Annotated in this window: 19 protein-coding genes; 8 read left to right on the top strand and 11 right to left on the bottom strand. The window is 70.3% G+C overall.

Annotated features, from left to right (window positions below; all coding sequences use genetic code 11):
- Positions 1–63 precede the first annotated feature (63 nt).
- Positions 64–696 (top strand): TetR/AcrR family transcriptional regulator, encoded by a 633-nt coding sequence (locus ACFVQG_RS18695; protein WP_383383929.1) that lies wholly within the window; start codon positions 64–66, stop codon positions 694–696.
- 246 nt (positions 697–942) lie between these two features.
- Here ACFVQG_RS18695 and ACFVQG_RS18700 read toward each other — a convergent pair whose 3' ends face one another.
- The 3 genes from ACFVQG_RS18700 to ACFVQG_RS18710 all read right to left on the bottom strand — a co-directional run bounded on the left by ACFVQG_RS18700 (position 943) and on the right by ACFVQG_RS18710 (position 3,652).
- On the bottom strand, positions 943–2,643 hold the full coding sequence (locus ACFVQG_RS18700) for a methylmalonyl-CoA mutase (RefSeq protein ID WP_383383932.1): 1,701 nt from the start codon (positions 2,641–2,643) through the stop codon (positions 943–945).
- A 105-nt stretch (positions 2,644–2,748) separates the two neighbouring features.
- Positions 2,749–3,087, bottom strand: a complete 339-nt coding sequence (locus tag ACFVQG_RS18705; protein ID WP_383383935.1) for a DUF3817 domain-containing protein — start codon at positions 3,085–3,087, stop codon at positions 2,749–2,751.
- A gap of 55 nt (positions 3,088–3,142) precedes the next feature.
- Positions 3,143–3,652, bottom strand: coding sequence for a MarR family winged helix-turn-helix transcriptional regulator (locus ACFVQG_RS18710; RefSeq protein ID WP_383383938.1), 510 nt, complete (start codon positions 3,650–3,652; stop codon positions 3,143–3,145).
- Positions 3,653–3,838: 186 nt separating this feature from the next.
- Between ACFVQG_RS18710 and ACFVQG_RS18715 the strand changes: the two genes are divergently transcribed.
- The gene (locus ACFVQG_RS18715; protein WP_383383941.1) at positions 3,839–4,837 is read left to right on the top strand and encodes a glycoside hydrolase family 6 protein; all 999 of its coding nucleotides are present in this window, start codon (positions 3,839–3,841) and stop codon (positions 4,835–4,837) included.
- 11 nt (positions 4,838–4,848) lie between these two features.
- Here the strand turns inward: ACFVQG_RS18715 and ACFVQG_RS18720 are convergent, their stop codons facing one another.
- From ACFVQG_RS18720 to ACFVQG_RS18735, 4 genes are all read right to left on the bottom strand, one after another.
- The gene (locus ACFVQG_RS18720; protein WP_383383944.1) at positions 4,849–6,804 is read right to left on the bottom strand and encodes a galactose oxidase-like domain-containing protein; all 1,956 of its coding nucleotides are present in this window, start codon (positions 6,802–6,804) and stop codon (positions 4,849–4,851) included.
- 3 nt (positions 6,805–6,807) lie between these two features.
- A complete protein-coding gene (locus ACFVQG_RS18725; protein ID WP_383383947.1) occupies positions 6,808–8,619 on the bottom strand; it encodes a glycosyltransferase family 2 protein in 1,812 nt (603 codons plus the stop codon).
- A gap of 126 nt (positions 8,620–8,745) precedes the next feature.
- Complete coding sequence (locus tag ACFVQG_RS18730; RefSeq protein WP_383383950.1) at positions 8,746–9,039, bottom strand: MTH1187 family thiamine-binding protein; 294 nt, start codon at positions 9,037–9,039, stop codon at positions 8,746–8,748.
- Positions 9,036–9,380, bottom strand: a complete 345-nt coding sequence (locus ACFVQG_RS18735) for a DUF3817 domain-containing protein (RefSeq protein WP_383383955.1) — start codon at positions 9,378–9,380, stop codon at positions 9,036–9,038. The genes ACFVQG_RS18730 and ACFVQG_RS18735 overlap by 4 nt, the downstream gene beginning before the upstream one ends.
- A 173-nt stretch (positions 9,381–9,553) precedes the next feature.
- On the opposite strand from ACFVQG_RS18735, the gene ACFVQG_RS18740 reads away from it, so the two are divergent.
- The 4 genes from ACFVQG_RS18740 (at position 9,554) to ACFVQG_RS18755 (ending at position 12,180) form a co-directional block, all read left to right on the top strand.
- Positions 9,554–10,186 carry an AIM24 family protein gene (locus tag ACFVQG_RS18740; protein WP_383385523.1) on the top strand — a complete coding sequence of 211 codons (633 nt, stop codon included), beginning with the start codon at positions 9,554–9,556 and terminating at the stop codon, positions 10,184–10,186.
- A 1-nt stretch (position 10,187) separates the two neighbouring features.
- Positions 10,188–10,838: an AIM24 family protein gene (locus ACFVQG_RS18745; protein ID WP_383383958.1), complete on the top strand. Its 651-nt coding sequence runs from the start codon at positions 10,188–10,190 to the stop codon at positions 10,836–10,838.
- 20 nt (positions 10,839–10,858) lie between these two features.
- Positions 10,859–11,611: an AIM24 family protein gene (locus tag ACFVQG_RS18750; RefSeq protein WP_383385526.1), complete on the top strand. Its 753-nt coding sequence runs from the start codon at positions 10,859–10,861 to the stop codon at positions 11,609–11,611.
- Between the two features lie 92 nt (positions 11,612–11,703).
- Positions 11,704–12,180: a MarR family winged helix-turn-helix transcriptional regulator gene (locus ACFVQG_RS18755; RefSeq protein WP_383383961.1), complete on the top strand. Its 477-nt coding sequence runs from the start codon at positions 11,704–11,706 to the stop codon at positions 12,178–12,180.
- Positions 12,181–12,232: 52 nt separating this feature from the next.
- Here ACFVQG_RS18755 and ACFVQG_RS18760 read toward each other — a convergent pair whose 3' ends face one another.
- Together ACFVQG_RS18760 and ACFVQG_RS18765 are read right to left on the bottom strand one after the other, a co-directional pair.
- The gene (locus ACFVQG_RS18760; RefSeq protein ID WP_383383964.1) at positions 12,233–13,678 is read right to left on the bottom strand and encodes a sensor histidine kinase; all 1,446 of its coding nucleotides are present in this window, start codon (positions 13,676–13,678) and stop codon (positions 12,233–12,235) included.
- Positions 13,675–14,340, bottom strand: coding sequence for a response regulator transcription factor (locus ACFVQG_RS18765; protein ID WP_383383967.1), 666 nt, complete (start codon positions 14,338–14,340; stop codon positions 13,675–13,677). Before ACFVQG_RS18765 ends, ACFVQG_RS18760 begins: the two co-directional genes overlap by 4 nt.
- A gap of 129 nt (positions 14,341–14,469) precedes the next feature.
- On the opposite strand from ACFVQG_RS18765, the gene ACFVQG_RS18770 reads away from it, so the two are divergent.
- Positions 14,470–15,186: a PepSY domain-containing protein gene (locus tag ACFVQG_RS18770; RefSeq protein ID WP_383383970.1), complete on the top strand. Its 717-nt coding sequence runs from the start codon at positions 14,470–14,472 to the stop codon at positions 15,184–15,186.
- Between the two features lie 177 nt (positions 15,187–15,363).
- On the opposite strand, the gene meaB is transcribed toward ACFVQG_RS18770, so the two are convergent.
- Entirely contained in the window at positions 15,364–16,335 is a 972-nt protein-coding gene (meaB, locus tag ACFVQG_RS18775; RefSeq protein ID WP_383383973.1) for a methylmalonyl Co-A mutase-associated GTPase MeaB, read from the bottom strand.
- 51 nt (positions 16,336–16,386) lie between these two features.
- On the bottom strand, positions 16,387–17,592 hold the full coding sequence (locus ACFVQG_RS18780) for an acetyl-CoA C-acetyltransferase (RefSeq protein ID WP_383383976.1): 1,206 nt from the start codon (positions 17,590–17,592) through the stop codon (positions 16,387–16,389).
- Between the two features lie 149 nt (positions 17,593–17,741).
- Between ACFVQG_RS18780 and mce the strand changes: the two genes are divergently transcribed.
- The gene (gene mce / locus ACFVQG_RS18785) at positions 17,742–18,182 is read left to right on the top strand and encodes a methylmalonyl-CoA epimerase (RefSeq protein ID WP_383383979.1); all 441 of its coding nucleotides are present in this window, start codon (positions 17,742–17,744) and stop codon (positions 18,180–18,182) included.
- Positions 18,183–18,341: the final 159 nt, after the last annotated feature.

Genomic DNA, 18,341 nt, shown 5'->3' on the forward strand with positions numbered 1-18,341 from the left:
GAGTGGCAGCCGGTGATGTGCCTCACTCGTGGCGCCTGGGCGCGCGGCGGTTATGGTCGGGGGATGTCCACGCCCACCAGCCCTGTTCCCGCCGGGCGTGCCGGGCGGCCGCGCAGTGCCGCCGCGGACGCCGCGATCCTGGCCGCCACGCGGGCGGCCCTGGTCGAACTGGGGTGGTCCCGGCTGACGGTGGGCGATGTCGCGGCGCGGGCGGGGGTCGCCAAGACGACCCTCTACCGCCGGTGGCCCGGAAAGAACGAACTCGTCGTGGACGCGGTGGCGGAACTCTTCGACGAACTGCGGCTGCCGGACCGGGGCACGCTGGCGGCGGACATCGAGGGCGTGGTCCTTCAGTTCGCGACGATCCTGGCCCGCCCGGAGGCTCGCAGTGGCCTGATGGCCGTCGTCGCGGAGTCCACGCGCGACGACGCCCTCCGGGAGCGGATCCGGGCGTCCATCGTCGACCGTCAGAAGCGTCTCGTGCTGGAGGGGCGGGCCCGGGCCCAGGCCCGCGGGGAACTGCCCGCCGAGCCCGCGGACTCCGACCCCGGCCGTACCGTCGACCTCATCTTCGATGTGGTCGCCGGGGCGGTGGTCCATCGGTGCGTGGTGAGCGGGGAGCCGGTGGACGAGGAGTGGGTGCGGGGGTTCACGACGGTGCTGGTGTCCGGGTTGGCGGCGGCGTCCGCGGGGTGACGGCCGGGAGCGGGGTGCGGGTGGTGTGTGGCTGGTCGCGCAGTTCCCCGCGCCCCTGGACCGGCACAGTCACGCCTGCCTGACAGCACAGCGGCGAGAGCCGCAGCCGCCCTGGCCGCGGGCAGTCGTGCCGCTGGGGCGATGGGTTCCCCCCTGCTCGAGCGAAGCCGAGAGCCCGGGGGAGGGTGGGCGCAGCGGCACCCCGCCGCGCCGCGCAACACCCCCGCCCCGCACCAGCCGAGGGGGTCAGAAACCGGCGGGCTCCGTGTACACCCCCCACTCGTCCCGCAGCACCCCGCAGATCTCCCCGAGGGTCGCCTCCGCGCGGACCGCGTTCAGCATGGGCTCGATCATGTTGGAACCGTCGCGCGCGGCGGCGAGCATCGCGTCCAGGGCGGAGCGCACGGCCGCGTCGTCGCGGGCGACCCGCCGCTCCCCGAGCACGCGGTTCTGCTCGCGCTCCACCTCATGGCTGACCCGCAGTATCTCCAGGTCCCCGGTGACCGACCCGGTGTGGGCGTTCACGCCGACCACCTTCTTGTCACCCTTCTCCAAGGCCTGCTGGTACCGGAAGGCGGACTCCGCGATCTCCCCGGTGAACCACCCGTCCTCGATGCCCCGCAGGATGCCGGAGGTGACCGGCCCGATCGGGTGCTGTCCGTCGGGGTGCGCCCGCAGCCCCCGCTCCCTGATCTGCTCGAAGATCTTCTCCGCGTCCGCCTCGATCCGGTCCGTCAGCTGCTCGACGAACCAGGAACCGCCCAGCGGATCGGCGACGTTGGCGACCCCGGTCTCCTCCATCAGCACCTGCTGCGTGCGCAGCGCGATCTCCGCCGCCTGCTCGGAGGGGAGCGCGAGGGTCTCGTCCAGGGCGTTGGTGTGCAGGGAGTTCGTGCCGCCGAGGACCGCGGCCAGCGCCTCCACCGCCGTACGGACGACGTTGTTGTACGGCTGCTGGGCGGTCAGCGAGACCCCGGCGGTCTGCGTGTGGAAGCGCAGCCACTGGGCCTTGTCGGTCCGCGCGCCGTACACGTCCCGCATCCAGCGCGCCCAGATCCGCCGGGCCGCGCGGAACTTGGCGATCTCCTCGAAGAAGTCGACGTGCGCGTCGAAGAAGAAGGACAGACCCGGGGCGAAGACGTCGACGTCGAGGCCGCGGGACAGCCCCAGCTCGACGTAGCCGAAGCCGTCGGCGAGCGTGTACGCCAGCTCCTGCGCGGCCGTCGCCCCGGCCTCGCGGATGTGGTAGCCGGAGACGGACAGCGGCTTGTACGCGGGGATGCGCTCGGCGCAGTGCTCCATGAGGTCGCCGATCAGTCGCAGATGCGGCTCGGGCTGGAACAGCCACTCCTTCTGCGCGATGTACTCCTTGAAGATGTCCGTCTGCAGCGTGCCGTTGAGCACCGACGGGTCGACGCCCTGCCGTTCGGCGGCGACGAGGTACATGCAGAACACGGGCACGGCCGGGCCGGAGATCGTCATGGACGTGGTGACGTCGCCGAGCGGGATGTCCCGGAACAGCACCTCCATGTCGGCCGCCGAGTCGATCGCCACGCCGCAGTGCCCGACCTCGCCGAGCGAGCGCGGGTCGTCGGAGTCGCGGCCCATCAGCGTCGGCATGTCGAAGGCGACCGAGAGTCCGCCGCCGCCGTTGCGGAGGATCATCTTGTAGCGCTCGTTCGTCTGCTCGGCGTTGCCGAATCCGGCGAACTGCCGGATGGTCCAGGTCCGCCCCCGGTAGCCGGTCGGATAGAGCCCGCGGGTGAAGGGGTACTCCCCGGGCCAGCCGATCCGCTCGAAGCCCTCATAGGTGTCCCCGGGTCGGGGACCGTACACCGGCTCCACGGGATCGCCGGAGAGCGTGGTGAAATCCGCGTCGCGCTTGCGCGCGGCGTCGTACCGGGCCTGCCAGCGACGGCGGCCTTCCTCGATGGCGTGAGCGTCCATGCCTTCAAATTTACTTGGACGTCCTAGTAAATGTCGATGGCTGACAGCCGTACGTGTGTATGACAGACAGCCGTACGCGCGTTCCGTACGGCCGTACGCCTGCCGTCAGGCCTTGACGGCCGCGGGCTCCCCGTCCGTGAGCACGCCCTCCAGCTCGCGGCTGATCCGGCGCTCCACGAAGAAGGCGGCGGTCGGGATCGTCCCGGCCAGCAGCACCCACACCTGCTTGGCGATCGGCCACTTCGCCTTGGCGCCCAGGTCGAACGCGAAGACCAGGTACACGACGTACAGCCAGCCGTGCGCGATGCTGACGACCTGGGTGAAGTCGGCCGCGCCGCCGAGATCGAGCGCGTACTTGCCGATCATGCCGAAGGTCAGCAGGACGAGCAGCACACCGGTGACGTAGGCCATGACCCGGTAGCGGGTCAGCACGCTTTTCTTCATGCCGTCGAGCGTAACCACCCGTTCCGGGAGATCTTGGGCCGGGTCGCTTTCCCGGTCACTCGTCATCGAAGTCCCGCGCCGCGATCCGCAGCGGGCGGAGCATGGCGAAGATCTCCCCGCACTCCTCCGCGTCGTACGCGCCCAGCCCGAAGTCCATGGCCATCAGGTCGCGGGTGGCGGCGTCCACGACCTCGCGGCCCTTGTCGGTGATGGAGGCGAGGGTGCCCCGGCCGTCGTTGGGGTTGGGGCGCTTGGCCACCAGGCCCGACCTCACCAGGCGGTCGACCGTGTTCGTCACGGACGTCGGGTGCACCATCAGACGCTCACCGATCTTGGACATCGGCAGCTCGCCCTCCTTGGAGAAGGTGAGCAGCACCAGCGCCTCATAGCGCGCGAACGTCAGGCCGTACGGCTTGACCACCGCGTCGACCTCGGCGAGCAGGATCTGCTGGGCCCGCATGATCGAGGTGATCGCGGCCATGGCCGGCACACTCCCCCAGCGCTGTTGCCAGAGTTCGTCGGCGCGGGCGATGGGGTCGAACGGGAGGCTGAGCGGCTTCGGCACGTCACCAGACCTTACCGGCCGGTCACATGCCGGTCAGCCCTGTCTCGCGTTTCGGTCAGTCGACGGGTTGGGGTGTTGTGTCAGGATTGGCACGGTTTGTGAGTATTTGCTTGCCCACTGTCATCGATCGCGTCACCGTCACTGGCCGACCGGGCCGCCCAGGCCTCCACCGTCCCAGGGAGCAGCATGCGCCGGCTGATCCGCACCCTCGCGGCACTCTCCGTCCTCGGGATCGTCGCGGGCTGCTCGTCCGCACCCGATGTCAACGAGGCCTCCGTCGCCGGGGCCGCCTCCAAGGGGGAGCCCGCCCTGGCCGCCGCCCCGTTCTGGGTCGAGCCGGACAGCCCGGCCGTCCAGCAGATGGAGCGCTGGCGGCGACAGGGCCGCGCCCAGGACGCCGACCTGCTCCAGCGCATCGCCGAGCGGCCCGCCGCGCTCTGGCCCGCCGGGGAGATCGACCCGACGCCCCTGGTCAGCGCGGCCGTCGCCGGGGCCCGGCGCACCGGGCAGACGGCGGTGTTCGCGGCGTACAACATCCCGCACCGGGACTGCGGCCAGCACTCGGCGGGCGGCGCGGCGGACGCGGGCGCCTACCGGCAGTGGATCGGCAGGTTCGCCGACGCGATCGGCGACGCCAAGGCCCTGGTGGTGCTGGAGCCCGACGCCGTCGCACACATCATCGACGGGTGCACGCCCCCCGCGCTGCACGCCGAACGGGAGCGGCTGCTCAGCGAGGCGGTCCAGCGGCTGAAGGCGCAGCCGCACACCAAGGTGTACCTGGACGCCGGGAACCCGGACTGGATCCGGGAGCCGTTCAAGCTCGTGGAGCCGCTGCGGCGGTCCGGGATCGCCCAGGCCGACGGCTTCGCGCTCAATGTCTCCAACTTCCAGACGAACGACACCACCACGGCGTACGGGCTGCGGCTCTCCCGGGCGCTGGGCGGCAAGCACTTCGTCATCGACACCAGCCGCAACGGCAACGGCCCGCTGCCCGGCGTGTGGTGCAACCCGCCGGGGCGGGCGCTGGGCACCCCGCCGACCACCGACACCGACCAGCCCGCCGTGGACGCCTACCTGTGGATCAAGCGGCCCGGGGAGTCGGACGGGGAGTGCCAGGGCGGGCCCGCGGCGGGGCGGTGGTGGCCGGAGTATGCGTTGGGGCTGGCGCGGAACGCCGCCGACTGAGCCTGCCTCACTCAGGTGACGTGCAGCCACTTCGCCTCTGACGGCGTGCCCTCCTTGTCCGTCACGAAGAGCATGTACCAGCCGGGCGGTACGAGGGTGCGGTCCTTCGGCACGTCGAAGGTGACCGACTTGCCCTTCTTGGTCATGGGCAGGTCGATGGAGCGCTGTTCGACGTCCGTGGTGTGCGTGACCGCGCTCGGGCGCATCAGCCGGGCCGTGGCGACGCGTTCCGGGTGGTCGGTGCGGTACGTCACCCGGTGGTCGGGGGCCAGTTTCCGGGGACCGTCCGCAAGCATGGGGCGGTTCGCGGCGTTCTTGTGGAGCGCGGGCGGGGTGAAGACCTCCATGCGCTGCTCGAAGTGGCCGAGCTTGGTGTTCTGCTGGTCGTCGAAGAGCGGGTCCGAGCCGAAGGTGGCCACCCGGCCGTCGGGCAGCAACAGCGCCTCGGAGTGGTAGTTGCGGCCGATGGTGGGCGCCGCCGCCTCCCGGAAGGCGTTGGCCTTGGGGTCGTAGAACTGCGCCTTGAAGATGTTGCTGGCGCTGCGGCCGCGGTAGTCGCTGGAGCCGTTGGTCGTGAAGACGGAGTCGTCCGGCATGATCACGCTGTTGAGGTAGCGGGTGCCCTGGGGGAGGTCGGGGCCGTCCTCGAAGACCGGGTTGTCCTTGGTGAGGTCGACGACGGCCGTGCGGGGCGTGGACTTCTTCGACTCGCCCACCCCGCCGCCGCCGAGGATCATCACCTTCTGGTCCTGGGCCGGGGGCAGCAGGAGGGAGGCCGCGGTCTCCGTCTGGTCGGCGTCCTTCAGGCCGGGGACGCGCTGGAAGGTGTTGTTCTCCAGGTCCCACAGGCCCGGCGCGCGGCCCTGGTCGGCGGGGCCGTAGCCCGCGTTCGCGGCGGGGTAGAACAGCTTGCCGCCCTTGGTGAGGAAGAGGGCGGGGTAGGTGGGGAAGTACCGCTTGGGGCCCGGGTTCCACTTCCTGGTCCTCGGGTCGTAGATCTCGTTGTCGCCCGGGTCGATCATGCCCACGTCGTCCAGGCCGGAGACGGCCAGGATGCGGCCGTCGGGCAGGCCGACCAGGGTCGGGTACCAGCGGGCCTTGTCCATCGGCTCCACGGGGACGTACTTCTCCGCCACCGGGTCGAACTCGTAGGCGGCGCGGATGCCCTGGAAGTCCTGCTTGTCGAGGGTGATCTTCTCGGAGAGGCCGTAGGTGTTGGCCGCGTCCTCGCCCTTCAGCCCGACGATCTCGTACTGCGCCTGCTTCTCGGTGACGGACAGCGGGCCCTTCTCGACGGCCTCGACGAAGACCCTCGCCTCACTCGCGGTGATCCTGGTCTGCCAGGGCCGCATCCGCCCGCCGCTGTCGTACGTGATCTTGAAGCCGCGCTTGGCCTTGGGGATGGTGACGTCGAACTTGGTGACGTACTCGACGCCCGCCGGGGAGCGGAAGCGGGTGCCCTTCTTCAGGACGACCTTCTTGTCCGGGTTCTCGTTCTTGACGCGCATGCCGCCGCCCGCGCGGGTCACCTCGCCGTCGAGGAGTTCGTAGCGCGCGGTGCCGCCCGCGACCAGGAGGCGGCCGTCGGGAAGCTGGGCGTGGCCCGCGCAGAAGAAGTCGTCGGGGGTGGGGACCTTCTTGAAGGTGTTCGCCTTGGGGTCCCACAGGATGGTCTCGAACTCGCCCTTGTCGAACTTCCGCTGCTCGTTGCCGGAGCCCGCGACGATGAGCACCTTGCCGGTGTGCAGGAGCGCGGCGTGGATGGCGTTGGTGCGGTACTCCTCCGGGATGCCGACCTGGGTCCAGGAGCCGTAGCGCGCCTTGTACTCGGGCTGGGCGATCTTGTACGCGTGGTACTTGTCGCCCGCGAAGTCGAGGGCCGCGGGGGCGTTGAGGCCGACCAGGACGACGATGCCGCCGATGCCGAGGAGCTTCTTCTTGGTCTTCTTCGAGGGGTGGTAGGCCATGGCCTAGTTGCCTCCTGTGGTGGTGCTGGAGACCGGGGAGATGGCGGGGGCCGGTTTGACGATGGGGGCCGGGGCCGGGGCCGGGGCCGGGGCCGGGGCGGGGGCCGGGGCGGGGGCAAGGGGCTGGGGTGTCTGGCCGTACCGGGCTTCCCGGTGTCGGGTGGCGAGCCAGATCACCATCGGGGCCAGGGAGATCACCAGCGCCAGGGTCGCCCAGGTGCGCATGGCCGCGTGGGTGTGGCCGAGGACCAGGGACGCGGTGAGGGAGGCGGCGAGGAGGGCCGCCCAGCCCAGGTGGATACGGAAGGTGAGCAGCCGGTCGGGGCTGGCGTCGCCGCCCTTGGGGGTGACGACGAAACGACTGGGGCGGCGGAGGACGGCCTCGCCGAGGGACTTGAGGTAGATCGGGGCGGAGAGGGCGGACATGGCCATGCCCGCGAGGCCGCCGGAGCCCTCGGGTTCGTGGGGGGAGACGTTGTGGCGGCGGTTCCAGAGGTAGAGGCCGACCTGGAGGGCCGCCGCGTCGCTGTAGAGCATCAGCCAGACGGAGGCGGCGACCTGGGTGCCGGAGGCGCCGAACCAGAGGAAGAGGAAGCAGGACAGGATGCCGAGCAGCCAGTTGACGGCCGTCATCGGGTAGTAGACGAGCATGAGGGTGTAGGAGAGGAACCGTCCCGGGGGCATTCGGAACGGGGCCTTCCAGTACTGCTTGAGGAGCGTCTCGTACGTGCCGCGCGACCAGCGGAGTTGCTGGGTGAAGAAGTCCGTCCAGGAGGCCGGGCCCTCCCCCACGGCGAGTACGTCGGGCGTGTAGACCGAGCGCCAGTGGTTGCCGGTGCGGGGGTTGCGGGTGCGGTGCAGTTCGAAGCCGGTGGCCATGTCCTCGGTGATGGAGTCGTACAGGCCGCGGATCTGCTTGATGGCGGCGATGCGTACGACGTTGTTGGTGCCGACGAACATGGGGGCGCGGTAGCGGTTGCCGGCGCGCTGGATGAGGGCGTGGAAGAGGAACTGCTGGGACTCGGCGGCCTTGGTGACGGGGTTGTGGTAGTTGCCGTAGACCTGGGGGCCGACGACGAAGGCGACGTCCGGGTCACGGAAGTAGCCCATCATCCGGGTGAGGAAGTTGGGCAGCGGGACGTGGTCGGTGTCGACGGAGGCGAAGAAGTCGTACTCGTCGCCGTGCATCGCGATCCAGGCGTTGTAGTTGCCGTGCTTGGTGCGGGCCTTGTGGACGCCGGTGGGGCGGTTCCACTCCGGGACGCCGTGGCGGGTGAAGTGGCGTACGCCGAGTTCGGCACAGAGGGCCTTGGCGGAGTCGTCGTCGCCCTCGTCCAGGAGCCAGACGTCGAGGGGGCCGGTGTGCTGGATCCGCGTCGCGCCTTCCAGGGTCGCGCGGACCATGGAGAGGGGTTCCTTGCCGGGGACGTAGGTGGTGAGGAAGGCGACTCGGGTGCCGGGTTCGGGGAGTACGGGGACGGGGTCGCGGGCGACCATGGTGGCGTGGGCGACCGAGGCGACGTTGACGAGCATGAACAGCTCGATGAGGCCGATCGCCATGAGCATGGTCGTGTCCAGGCCGACGAGCCACCGGTCGGCGCCCTCGCGTTCGACCCAGTGGGTCGGCCAGACGAGGTAGACGAGCAGGGCGCCGGTGAGGATCGGCGCGAGGGACATCAGGAGGACGGCTCGTATTCGGTGGGGCTCCTGTGAGAGCAGCGACCTGTACTGCACCCGGTACGACGCGCCGGACGGCTCCGTGAGAGGTCCGGCCAGTTGGCTGTGGGTGTCGTAGTCGTAGCCCTCCGGCCGCACAGCGCCCTCCAGTGATTGATCGAACGAGTCGATACCCTCACAAAAGTGCACATAGCAGGACGTGTCGAACTGGACGCGTCCAGGTGGGTGGGCCGCGCGACCCACCCCCGCCGAGCGCCGACACCGCTACTCGGCCAGGTACCGCTCCACCGTCTCCACCTTCGACGTCAGTCCGTCCACGACCCCGGGACGGATGTCCGCCTTGAGGACGAGGGAGACGCGCGGCGCGCGTGACTCCACCGCCGCCACCGCGCGCCTGACGACGTCCATGACCTCGTCCCAGGACCCCTCGACGGAGGTGAACATCGCGTCCGTGCGGTGGGGCAGGCCGGACTCCCGGACCACCCGTACCGCGTCCGCCACGTACTCCCCCACGTCCTCGCCGACCCCCAACGGCGTCACGGAGAAGGCGACGATCACGCGTTCACGATCCCTTCCTTGCGGGCGCGGGAGGCAATGACCGCGCTCTCGGCCTCACGGCGCAGTCGGCGGTCGGCGAAGAAGCCGCCGGTGGGGAGGACGGAGAGGATGAAGTAGAGGGCGGCCGTGCCGAGGGACCACTTCGCGCGGTTCCAGGCGTCGGCCCAGAAGATCACGTAGAGGACGAAGAGGATGCCGTGGATCGCGCCCATCACGGGCACCGCGTTGAAGTCCGTCGTGCGCTTCAGCACCGAGCAGACCAGCAGCAGGAGGAAGGACACGGCCTCGGGGGTCGAGACCAGGCGGAGCCGGCGGAGGGCGGAGGCGGTCTTGATGTCCACGGGTCACCTTCGGTGGGAGAGGGATGGAGTCGTCTTGTGAAGGGGCGCACAAAGGCCCGTTCATTGTGGCAAACGGCCGTGGGCCCGTGCCCCTAGGGGTGCGGTCAGGGGGGAGCCGGGGCCAAGGGCCCTGTCCGCGGAGGGTGCGCTGGGGCTACCGTCGCAGCGTGGCGATGTTCCGACTTCAGGGCAGCAAGGTGCTGGCCGTCGAGATGACCGGTGACGCCGTGAAGGCGAAGAACGGCTCGATGGTCGCGTACGACGGTCAGATGGCGTTCAAGAAGATGAGCGGGGGTGGGGAAGGGCTGCGGGGGATGGTGACCCGGCGGCTCACCGGTGAGCAGATGACGGTGATGGAGGTGAAGGGGCACGGCACGTGCTGGTTCGCGGACCGCGCCTCGGAGATCAACCTCGTCAGCCTCCAGGGGGACAAGCTCTACGTCGAGTCGAGCAATCTGCTGGCGGCCGACGGCGGGCTGCGCACCGGGACCGAGTTCACCGGGCTGCGCGGCGCCTCGCAGGGCAACGGGCTGTTCACGACGACCGTCGAGGGGCACGGACAGGCGGCGATCATGTCCGACGGGCCTGCCGTGGTGCTGCGGGTCAGCGCGCAGTACCCGCTGACCGTGGACCCGGGGGCGTATGTGGCACACCAGGGGAATCTGCGGCAGTCCTTCCAGTCCGGTGTGACGTTCCGCACCTTGCTGGGCGAAGGTGGGGGCGAGGCCTTCCAGATGCGGTTCGAGGGGGACGGGCTGGTCTACGTCCAGCCCAGCGAGCGGAACACGATCGCGGGGGATGTGTGAGATGACCTTCCGTGAGATCAACTCGAAGATGATCGAGGCGACCGTCACACCCGGGCAGCGGCTGTTCAGTCAGCGCGGGGCGATGCTGGCGTACAAGGGCGAGGTGTCGTTCACGCCCAACACACAGGGCGGCCAGGGCGGCGTCATGTCGATGATCGGGCGCCGGGTGGCCAACGAGGACACCCCGCTGATGACCGTCGAGGGCAGCGGCACCGTGCTCTTCGGGCACGGCGGACACCACATCGAGGTCATCAACCTCACCGGGGAGACGCTGTACGTCGAGGCGGACCGGCTGCTCGCCTTCGAGGGCACCCTCCAGCAGGGGACGATGTTCATGGGCGCCCAGGGCGGCGTCATGGGGATGGTCCGGGGCCAGGTGACGGGGCAGGGGCTGTTCACGACGACGCTGAAGGGGCAGGGCGCCGTCGCCGTGATGGCGCACGGGGGTGTGTTCGAGGTACCGATCACCCCGCAGCGGCCGGTGCATGTGGACCCGCAGGCCTATGTCGCGCACTACGGCGACGTACGCAACAAGCTCTCCACCGCGCTGGGCTGGCGCGACATGGTGGGCCGTGGGTCCGGTGAGGCGTTCCAGCTGGAGCTGAGCGGGAGCGGTGCGGTGTTCGTGCAGGCGTCGGAGGAGAAGCTGTGACAGTGGTGACCCATGACCCGATGAGCCTTCCGGTCGACGACAACGTGAACGCGTACACCTTCTGTGTGGAGCTGAAGGGGAGCCAGTGGTTCCTGCAGAAGGGGAAGATGATCGCCTACTACGGGTCGATCGACTTCAACGGCGTCGGACACGGTCGGCTGGACCGGCTGGTGCGGACTTCGTTTCATTCGCCGTTGCACGCGAGCGACTGGGTCGTGGCCGAGGGCTCGGGCAAGATGCTGCTCGCCGACCGGGCCTTCGATGTGAATTCGTACGACCTGGAGGAGGGCAACCTGACCATTCGCTCGGGCAACTTGCTCGCTTTTCAGCCAAGTCTTTCGCTCAAGCAGTCGATCGTGCCGGGTTTTCTGACGCTCATCGGAACCGGGAAGTTCGTGGCCGCGTCCAACGGTCCGGTGGTGTTCATGGAACCCCCGATCCGGGTGGACCCGCAGGCACTCGTCGGCTGGGCCGACTGCCCGTCTCCGTGCCATCACTACGACCACGGGTACATGACGGGCGTGATGGGCGGTCTACGTGCGCTTACGGGCCTTGGCGGGGCCTCCGGGGAGGAGCACCAGTTCGAGTTCGTCGGGGCGGGCACGGTGCTGCTCCAGTCGACCGAGGCGCTCATGGCGGAGCAATCCGTCGGGGCGACTCCGCAGCAGGCCGGGGTGCCGGGCGGCGGGCCCGGCGGGGGGCATGGACCGCAGTCGGGGGCACCGCGCCTTCCCGGACAGCTGGGGGACCTCCAGCGTCGCTTCGGGCTGTGAGCGGTAGTCTGCGGAGTGTGACATCGAACGCGTGCGCACTGTCACATCATCCTCATTAGTTCGCCTTTCAACTTCTTAGGTAGACTTCATTCATGGAGACCGAGACGGCCACGCGCTGGCTGACCGATGCGGAGCAGTGCGCCTGGCGCACTCATCTGGAGGTCAACAGACTGTTGACCTACCAGCTCGAAAAGGACCTCCAGCCGTTCGGCCTGACGATGAACGACTACGAGATCCTGGTGAATCTCTCCGAGTCGGAGGACCTGCGGATGCGGATGAGCGACCTCGCGTCCGCCACCCTCCAGTCCAAGAGCCGCCTCTCGCACCAGATCACCCGCATGGAGAACGCGAACCTGGTACGCCGTGAGAACTGCGAGTCCGACCGCCGTGGGCTCTACGCCGTTCTCACCGAGCACGGCATGGAGACGATGAAGAAGGTCGCCCCGCATCATGTGGCGTCCGTCCGCAGACACTTCATCGACCTCCTCAACCCCGAGGCCCTGACCCAGCTCGACAAGGCCCTGAAGCCGATCGCGGAGCATCTGCGGGGGCAGCGCGGGCGGCCGTGAGGCCAGCGGGCCCAAGGCGTGTGGGCGGCAGACGGGACCTGCCCAGCACGCCCTAGCCCAGCGGCAGGCGGAGTTCGAACAGGGCGCCGCCTGCCGGGGACCGCGTCGCCGTGAGGGTGCCGCCGTGGCGGGTGGTGACGTCGCGGGCGATGGCCAGGCCGAGTCCCGCGCCGCCGTCGTCGCGGCTGCGGGCGCTGTCCAGGCGGACGAAGCGTTCGAAGATCCGTTCCCGGTCCGGCTCCGGGACCCCTTCGCCGTCGTCGGCGACCTGGACCACGGCCCAGTCCCCGGTGCGGTGGACGGCCACCGTCACCTCCGAGCGGGCGTGCCGCTGGGCGTTGTCCAGCAGGTTCGCCAGCACCCGGCGCAGTTGGCTCCGCGATCCCGGCACGTCGAGGGGCGTCGAGGGCAGGACCGCGACCTCGGTCCTGCCCTCCGCCTCCTCCCGCGCCAGTGCGGTGAGGTCCACCCGGGCGTCCGGGGCCGGACACTCCCCCGCGTCCAGGCGGGCCAGCAGGAGCAGATCGGTGGCGAGGCGCTGGAGCCGTACCGTGTCCTCGACCGCGCCGTCCAGGTCCAGCAGCTCCGGGTGCGCGGCGGCCACCTCCAGTTGGGTGCGGAGGGAGGCGATCGGGCTGCGGAGTTCGTGCGAGGCGTCCGCGACGAAGCGCCGCTGCCGCTCCACCGAGGCCTCCAGCGCGGTGAGGGTCTCATTGGTGGTGCTGGCCAGCCGGGCCACCTCGTCGTGGGTGTCCGGCTCGGGGACGCGCCGGGACAGGTCCGTGGACGCGGTGATCTCCGCCATCTCCCGCCGGATGCCCTCCACCGGGCGCAGCGCCCGCCGGGTGACCAGCCAGGTCACTCCGCCGACGACGCCCAGCAGCAGCGGGAAGCCGATCAGCATCGCGGTCAGCGCGGTGCGGACGGCGCTCTGCTCGGCGGCCAGCGGCGCCCCCGCGTACACGGTGAGCCTGCCCTGGTCCTCGACCTCCACCTCGACGCGGGCGAAGACGTAGTCGCCCGCGTGGCCGTCGACCGTGGCCGAGCCGTCGGTGAAGCGCGTTCGGTCGTCGATCTCGCCGGGCTGGAGGGCGGTGGCGTCGTCGCTGTCGTCGCTGTCGTCGCTGTCGTCGTCATCGTCGTCGCTGGGGGGTTGCCGGGTGGGTGACGGCTGGGGGCGCGGGGTCACCTGGGTGGTGTCCGTGCCGGTGATCCGTTCCAGGTCCTCCGTCGCCGCCACCAGCGTGCCGTCCTCCGCGATCACCTGGACGGGGGTGTCCTCGTCGTCCAGGGACAGTTCCTCGTCGTACGACCTCCTGGTGGCGAGCTGGGCGGCGACCTCTCGGGCGGAACGTTCCGCCAGCATCTCCGCCTGCCCGGTCAGGCTGGTGTACAGGGCCAGCACGACCCCGGCCGCGGTCGCCGCCAGCGCCACGGCCACCACCAGCGTCGCCGCGAGCGCCGCGCGGGCCCTGACCGAGGCGAGGGCTCGTCTCATCGCGGTGCCTCCAGCCGGTACCCGGCGCCGCGTACCGTCCTGATCAGTGCGGCGCCCAGCTTGCGGCGCAGGGCGCTGATGTAGACCTCGACGATGTTCGGGTCACCGTCGTACGCGAAGTCCCATACGTGCTCCAGGATCCGGGCCTTGGACACCACCTCACCGGCCCGCACCGCCAGTTGCTCCAGGACCGCGAACTCCTTGGCCGTGAGGGTGATCTCGGTGCCGTCCAGGGTGACCCGGTGGGCGGCGGTGTCGAGGGTGAGCGTGCCGAGGGTGAGGACGGGGGAGGCGCCGGTCTGGCCGCGGCGGCGGAGCAGGGCGCGGATCCTGGCGACCAGGACGACGTAGGAGAAGGGCTTGGTGAGGTAGTCGTCGGCGCCCGTGTCCAGGCCCTCCGCCTCGTCGTACTCGCCGTCCTTGGCGGTGAGCATCAGGATCGGTACGTCGTGGCCCGCGGCACGCAGGGCGGAACAGACGCGGTAGCCGTTCATGCCGGGCAGCATGATGTCGAGGATGACCAGGTCGTAGGGCGATTCCGTGGCCTGGTGCAGGCCGTCCGGGCCGTTGTGGACGACGTCCACGGCGTAGCCCTCCGCCGTCAGGCCCTTGGCCAGGGACAGGGCGAGGCGTCTCTCGTCCTCCACGATCAGCAGGCGCATGCGGCAAGGGTGGCAGACCGTAGCTGAAGTGATCTTCAGGTGGCTTCAGGGGGGCTTCAGGTCGGGTGGCGCAGGTTGGGGGGCGTCGGTCGGAACGGGCCGGTGTCGTCTGACTCGGGGAGGAACCTCATGAAGCGGAACATGGTCGTCAGCGCGCTTGCCGTCGCGGCGGCGGTGGTGGTGGGCGGGGGGACGCTCGCGTTCGCGGGCGGTGGGGACGATGACGGGCGCGACCGGGCCGCCGTCTCCTCGGAAGGCTCGGTGTCCTCGGAAGGCGCGGTGTCCTCGGAAGGCGCGGTGGAGGTGACCGCCGTGGAGGCGATCGAGGCCGCGGTGAAGGAGCGGGCCGGGACCGTCGTGTCGGCGGATCTCGACGACGACGACGATCGTGGTGGTTGGGAGGTCGAGATCGTCGGCTCCGGCGGTGGTGCGTCGTACAGCGTCCGCGTCGATGCGGTGACCGGGCGGGTGCTCGGCAGCGGTGCCGGTGACGACGACGAGGGCGGTGCGGAGGAGCGGGCCGCGTTGTCGGGGGCGTCCGTGAGCGCCGCGCAGGCCGCGGAGAAGGCGTCCGCGAAGGGGTTCGTCACGTCGGTGGACGTGGACGACGACGATCGGGGGGTCAGCTGGGATGTGGAGACGGAGGGGTCCGGTGGGGGTGAGCGGAGCTGGAACGTCCATCTGAGGTCGGGGGCCGTTACGGCGGACGCGGATGACGACGGTGGGGACGATGACACTGGTCGTGGTGATGACGACCGTGGGGACGAGGACGCCGGTCGTGGTGATGACGACCGTGGGGACCAGGACGCCGGTCGTGGTGATGACGACCGTGGGGACGACGACTGACCTCGCCCCCGCCGCCCCTACCCGTTCCCGTCCCCCGGGGGCTGCCGCTCCCAGACCCCCGCTGCGGCCCTGAACGGGCCTCGTCCTCACCCGACGGACGGGCTGGGATGCGCGGGCCCGGCCGACCTGCGCGAGGACCGCCCACACGCGGGCGGGCCGAGACTTTCGCCCCGGCCGCTAAACGGCCCCCGTCTCCCCCGACGTCAGCCCCGTCACCAGCTCGTCCGCCGCGCGGTACGGGTCCAGGTCGCCCGCGACGATGCGTTCCGCAAGGGCGCTCAGGCGGCGGTCGCCGTGGAGGTTGCCGATGCGCTGGCGGAGGGCGGTGACGGCGATGGTCTCGACCTCGCGGGAGGCGCGGGCGTGGCGGCGTTCGGTGAGGACGCCGTGTTCCTCCATCCAGGCGCGGTGCTTCTCGAGGGCCTCGACGACCTCGTCGACGCCCTCGGCGCGGGCGGCGACCGTCTTGACGATGGGCGGGCGCCAGTCGCCGGGGGCGCGGGACTCGCCGAGGCCGAGCATGTGGTTCAGCTCGCGGGCGGTGGCGTCGGCGCCGTCGCGGTCTGCCTTGTTGACGACGTAGACGTCCCCGATCTCCAGGATTCCGGCCTTGGCGGCCTGGATGCCGTCGCCCATGCCGGGGGCGAGGAGGACGACGGAGGTGTCCGCCTGGGAGGCGATCTCCACCTCCGACTGGCCCACGCCCACGGTCTCCACCAGGATCACGTCGCAGCCCGCCGCGTCCAGGACGCGGATCGCCTGCGGTGCCGCCCAGGCCAGGCCGCCCAGGTGGCCCCGGGTCGCCATCGAGCGGATGTAGACGCCGGGGTCAGAGGCGTGTTCGGACATGCGGACGCGGTCGCCGAGCAGGGCGCCGCCCGAGAAGGGGGAGGACGGGTCGACGGCCAGGACGCCGACCCGCTTCCCCTGTTTGCGATACGCCGTCACGAGGGCCGACGTGGACGTGGACTTGCCCACACCGGGGGAACCCGTGAGGCCGACGACGTAGGCGTTGCCGGTCAGCGGGGCCAGGGCCGCCATGACCTCCCTGAGCTGCGGGGACGCCCCCTCCACCAGGGAGATGAGGCGGGCCACGGCGCGCGGTCGGCCCTCCCTCGCCTGGGCCACCAGTGTGGAGACGTCCTGCATCACAGCTCCGTTCGCGAGAGGTTCGAGTGCAAAGGCGGGCGACAGCGGCGCTTACGGCTTGGGTACCCGGATGATCAGTGCGTCACCCTGGCCGCCACCGCCGCACAGCGCCGCCGCGCCCACGCCGCCGCCGCGCCGCTTCAGTTCGAGGGCGAGGTGCAGGACCAGGCGGGCGCCGGACATGCCGATGGGGTGGCCGAGGGCGATCGCGCCGCCGTTCACGTTCACCTTTTCCGTGGAAACCCCGAGGTCCTTCATTGACTGGGCGGCCACCGCGGCGAAGGCCTCGTTGATCTCGATGAGGTCCAGGTCGGAGACGTCCAGGCCCTCCTTCTTCAGGGCGTGCGCGATGGCGTTGGACGGCTGCGACTGGAGGCTGTTGTCGGGGCCCGCCACATTGCCGTGGGCGCCGATCTCGGCGATCCAGTCCAGGCCCAGCTCCCGCGCCTTGGCCTTGCTCATCACGACCACCGCGGCGGCACCGTCGGAGATCTGCGAGGACGTGCCCGCGGTGATCGTCCCGTCCTTGGTGAACGCCGGGCGCAGCTTGCCGAGGGACTCCACCGTGGTGTCGGCGCGGATGCCCTCGTCCTTGCTGAACAGGATCGGGTCGCCCTTGCGCTGCGGGATCTCCACCGGGGTGATCTCGGCCTCGAAGGTGCCGTTCTTCTGGGCGGCGGCGGCGCGCTGGTGGGAGAGGGCGGCGATCTCGTCCTGCTCGGCGCGGCCGAGGCCGAGGCGGGTGTTGTGCTTCTCGGTGGACTCGCCCATGGGGATGTTCTCCCAGGGGTCGGTCAGACCGTCGTACGCCATGGCGTCGAGCATCTGGATCGCGCCGTACTTGAAGCCCTCGCGGGACTTCGGCAGCAGGTGCGGGGCGTTGGTCATGGACTCCTGACCCCCCGCCACGACGATGTCGAATTCGCCCGCGCGAATGAGCTGGTCGGCGAGGGCGATGGCGTCGAGGCCGGAGAGGCACACCTTGTTGACGGTGAGTGCCGGGACGTTCATCGGGATGCCCGCCTTGACCGCGGCCTGGCGCGCCGGGATCTGCCCTGCCCCGGCCTGGAGCACCTGGCCCATGATGACGTACTGCACCTGGTCGCCACCGATCCCCGCACGGTCGAGGGCGGCCTTGATCGCGAAGCCGCCGAGGTCGGCTCCGGAGAAGGACTTCAGAGAGCCGAGCAGCCGCCCCATCGGGGTGCGGGCACCCGCGACGATGACGGACGTCGTGCCGTTCGTTGCAGAAGACATGAGCTGCGATCCCCTTACCGGCCTGCACAGGCCGAGGAGTGAACGAGGGTTTACTTCGAATGTACTGATGGCACTCCGTGCCGTCACCGGCCGGTCGGTGTGATCGCTGGCACGTTGCGTAACCACCCCGGGAGCGCTGCACTGAATCCATGCTGACGCGAATCGACCACATCGGAATCGCCTGCCACGATCTCGACGCGACCGTCGAGTTCTACAAGGCCACGTACGGCTTCGAGGTGTTCCACACCGAGGTCAACGAGGAGCAGGGCGTCCGCGAGGCCATGCTCAAGATCAACGATACGTCGGACGGCGGCGCGTCGTACCTCCAGCTGCTGGAGCCGACCCGGGAGGACTCCACGGTCGCCAAGTGGCTCGCGAAGAACGGGGAGGGCGTCCACCACATCGCTTTCGGTACGGCGGATGTGGACGGGGACGCCGACGCCATCAAGGACAAGGGCGTACGCGTTCTGTACGAAGCGCCCCGGCGCGGCTCCATGGGGTCACGAATCACCTTCCTGCACCCCAAGGATTGCCATGGCGTACTCACAGAACTGGTCACTTCGGCGCCCGTTGAGTCACCTGAGCACTGATGCTCGTACATAAGGGCCGGTAGGGTTGGGTGCGGTCGCCGCCCACCCGCGGCGACCGCATTTCCGGGGTCCCGGTTTCGGGGGGCGAGCGCCGGGGCAGCAGCCCATGCTCCGCCGTTGATCTGACACCATTCCCCGGGGGCCCCGTTCGGCGGATGG

The sequence above is a fragment of the Streptomyces sp. NPDC057877 genome, from assembly GCF_042796855.1.
Lineage (GTDB): Bacteria > Actinomycetota > Actinomycetes > Streptomycetales > Streptomycetaceae > Streptomyces.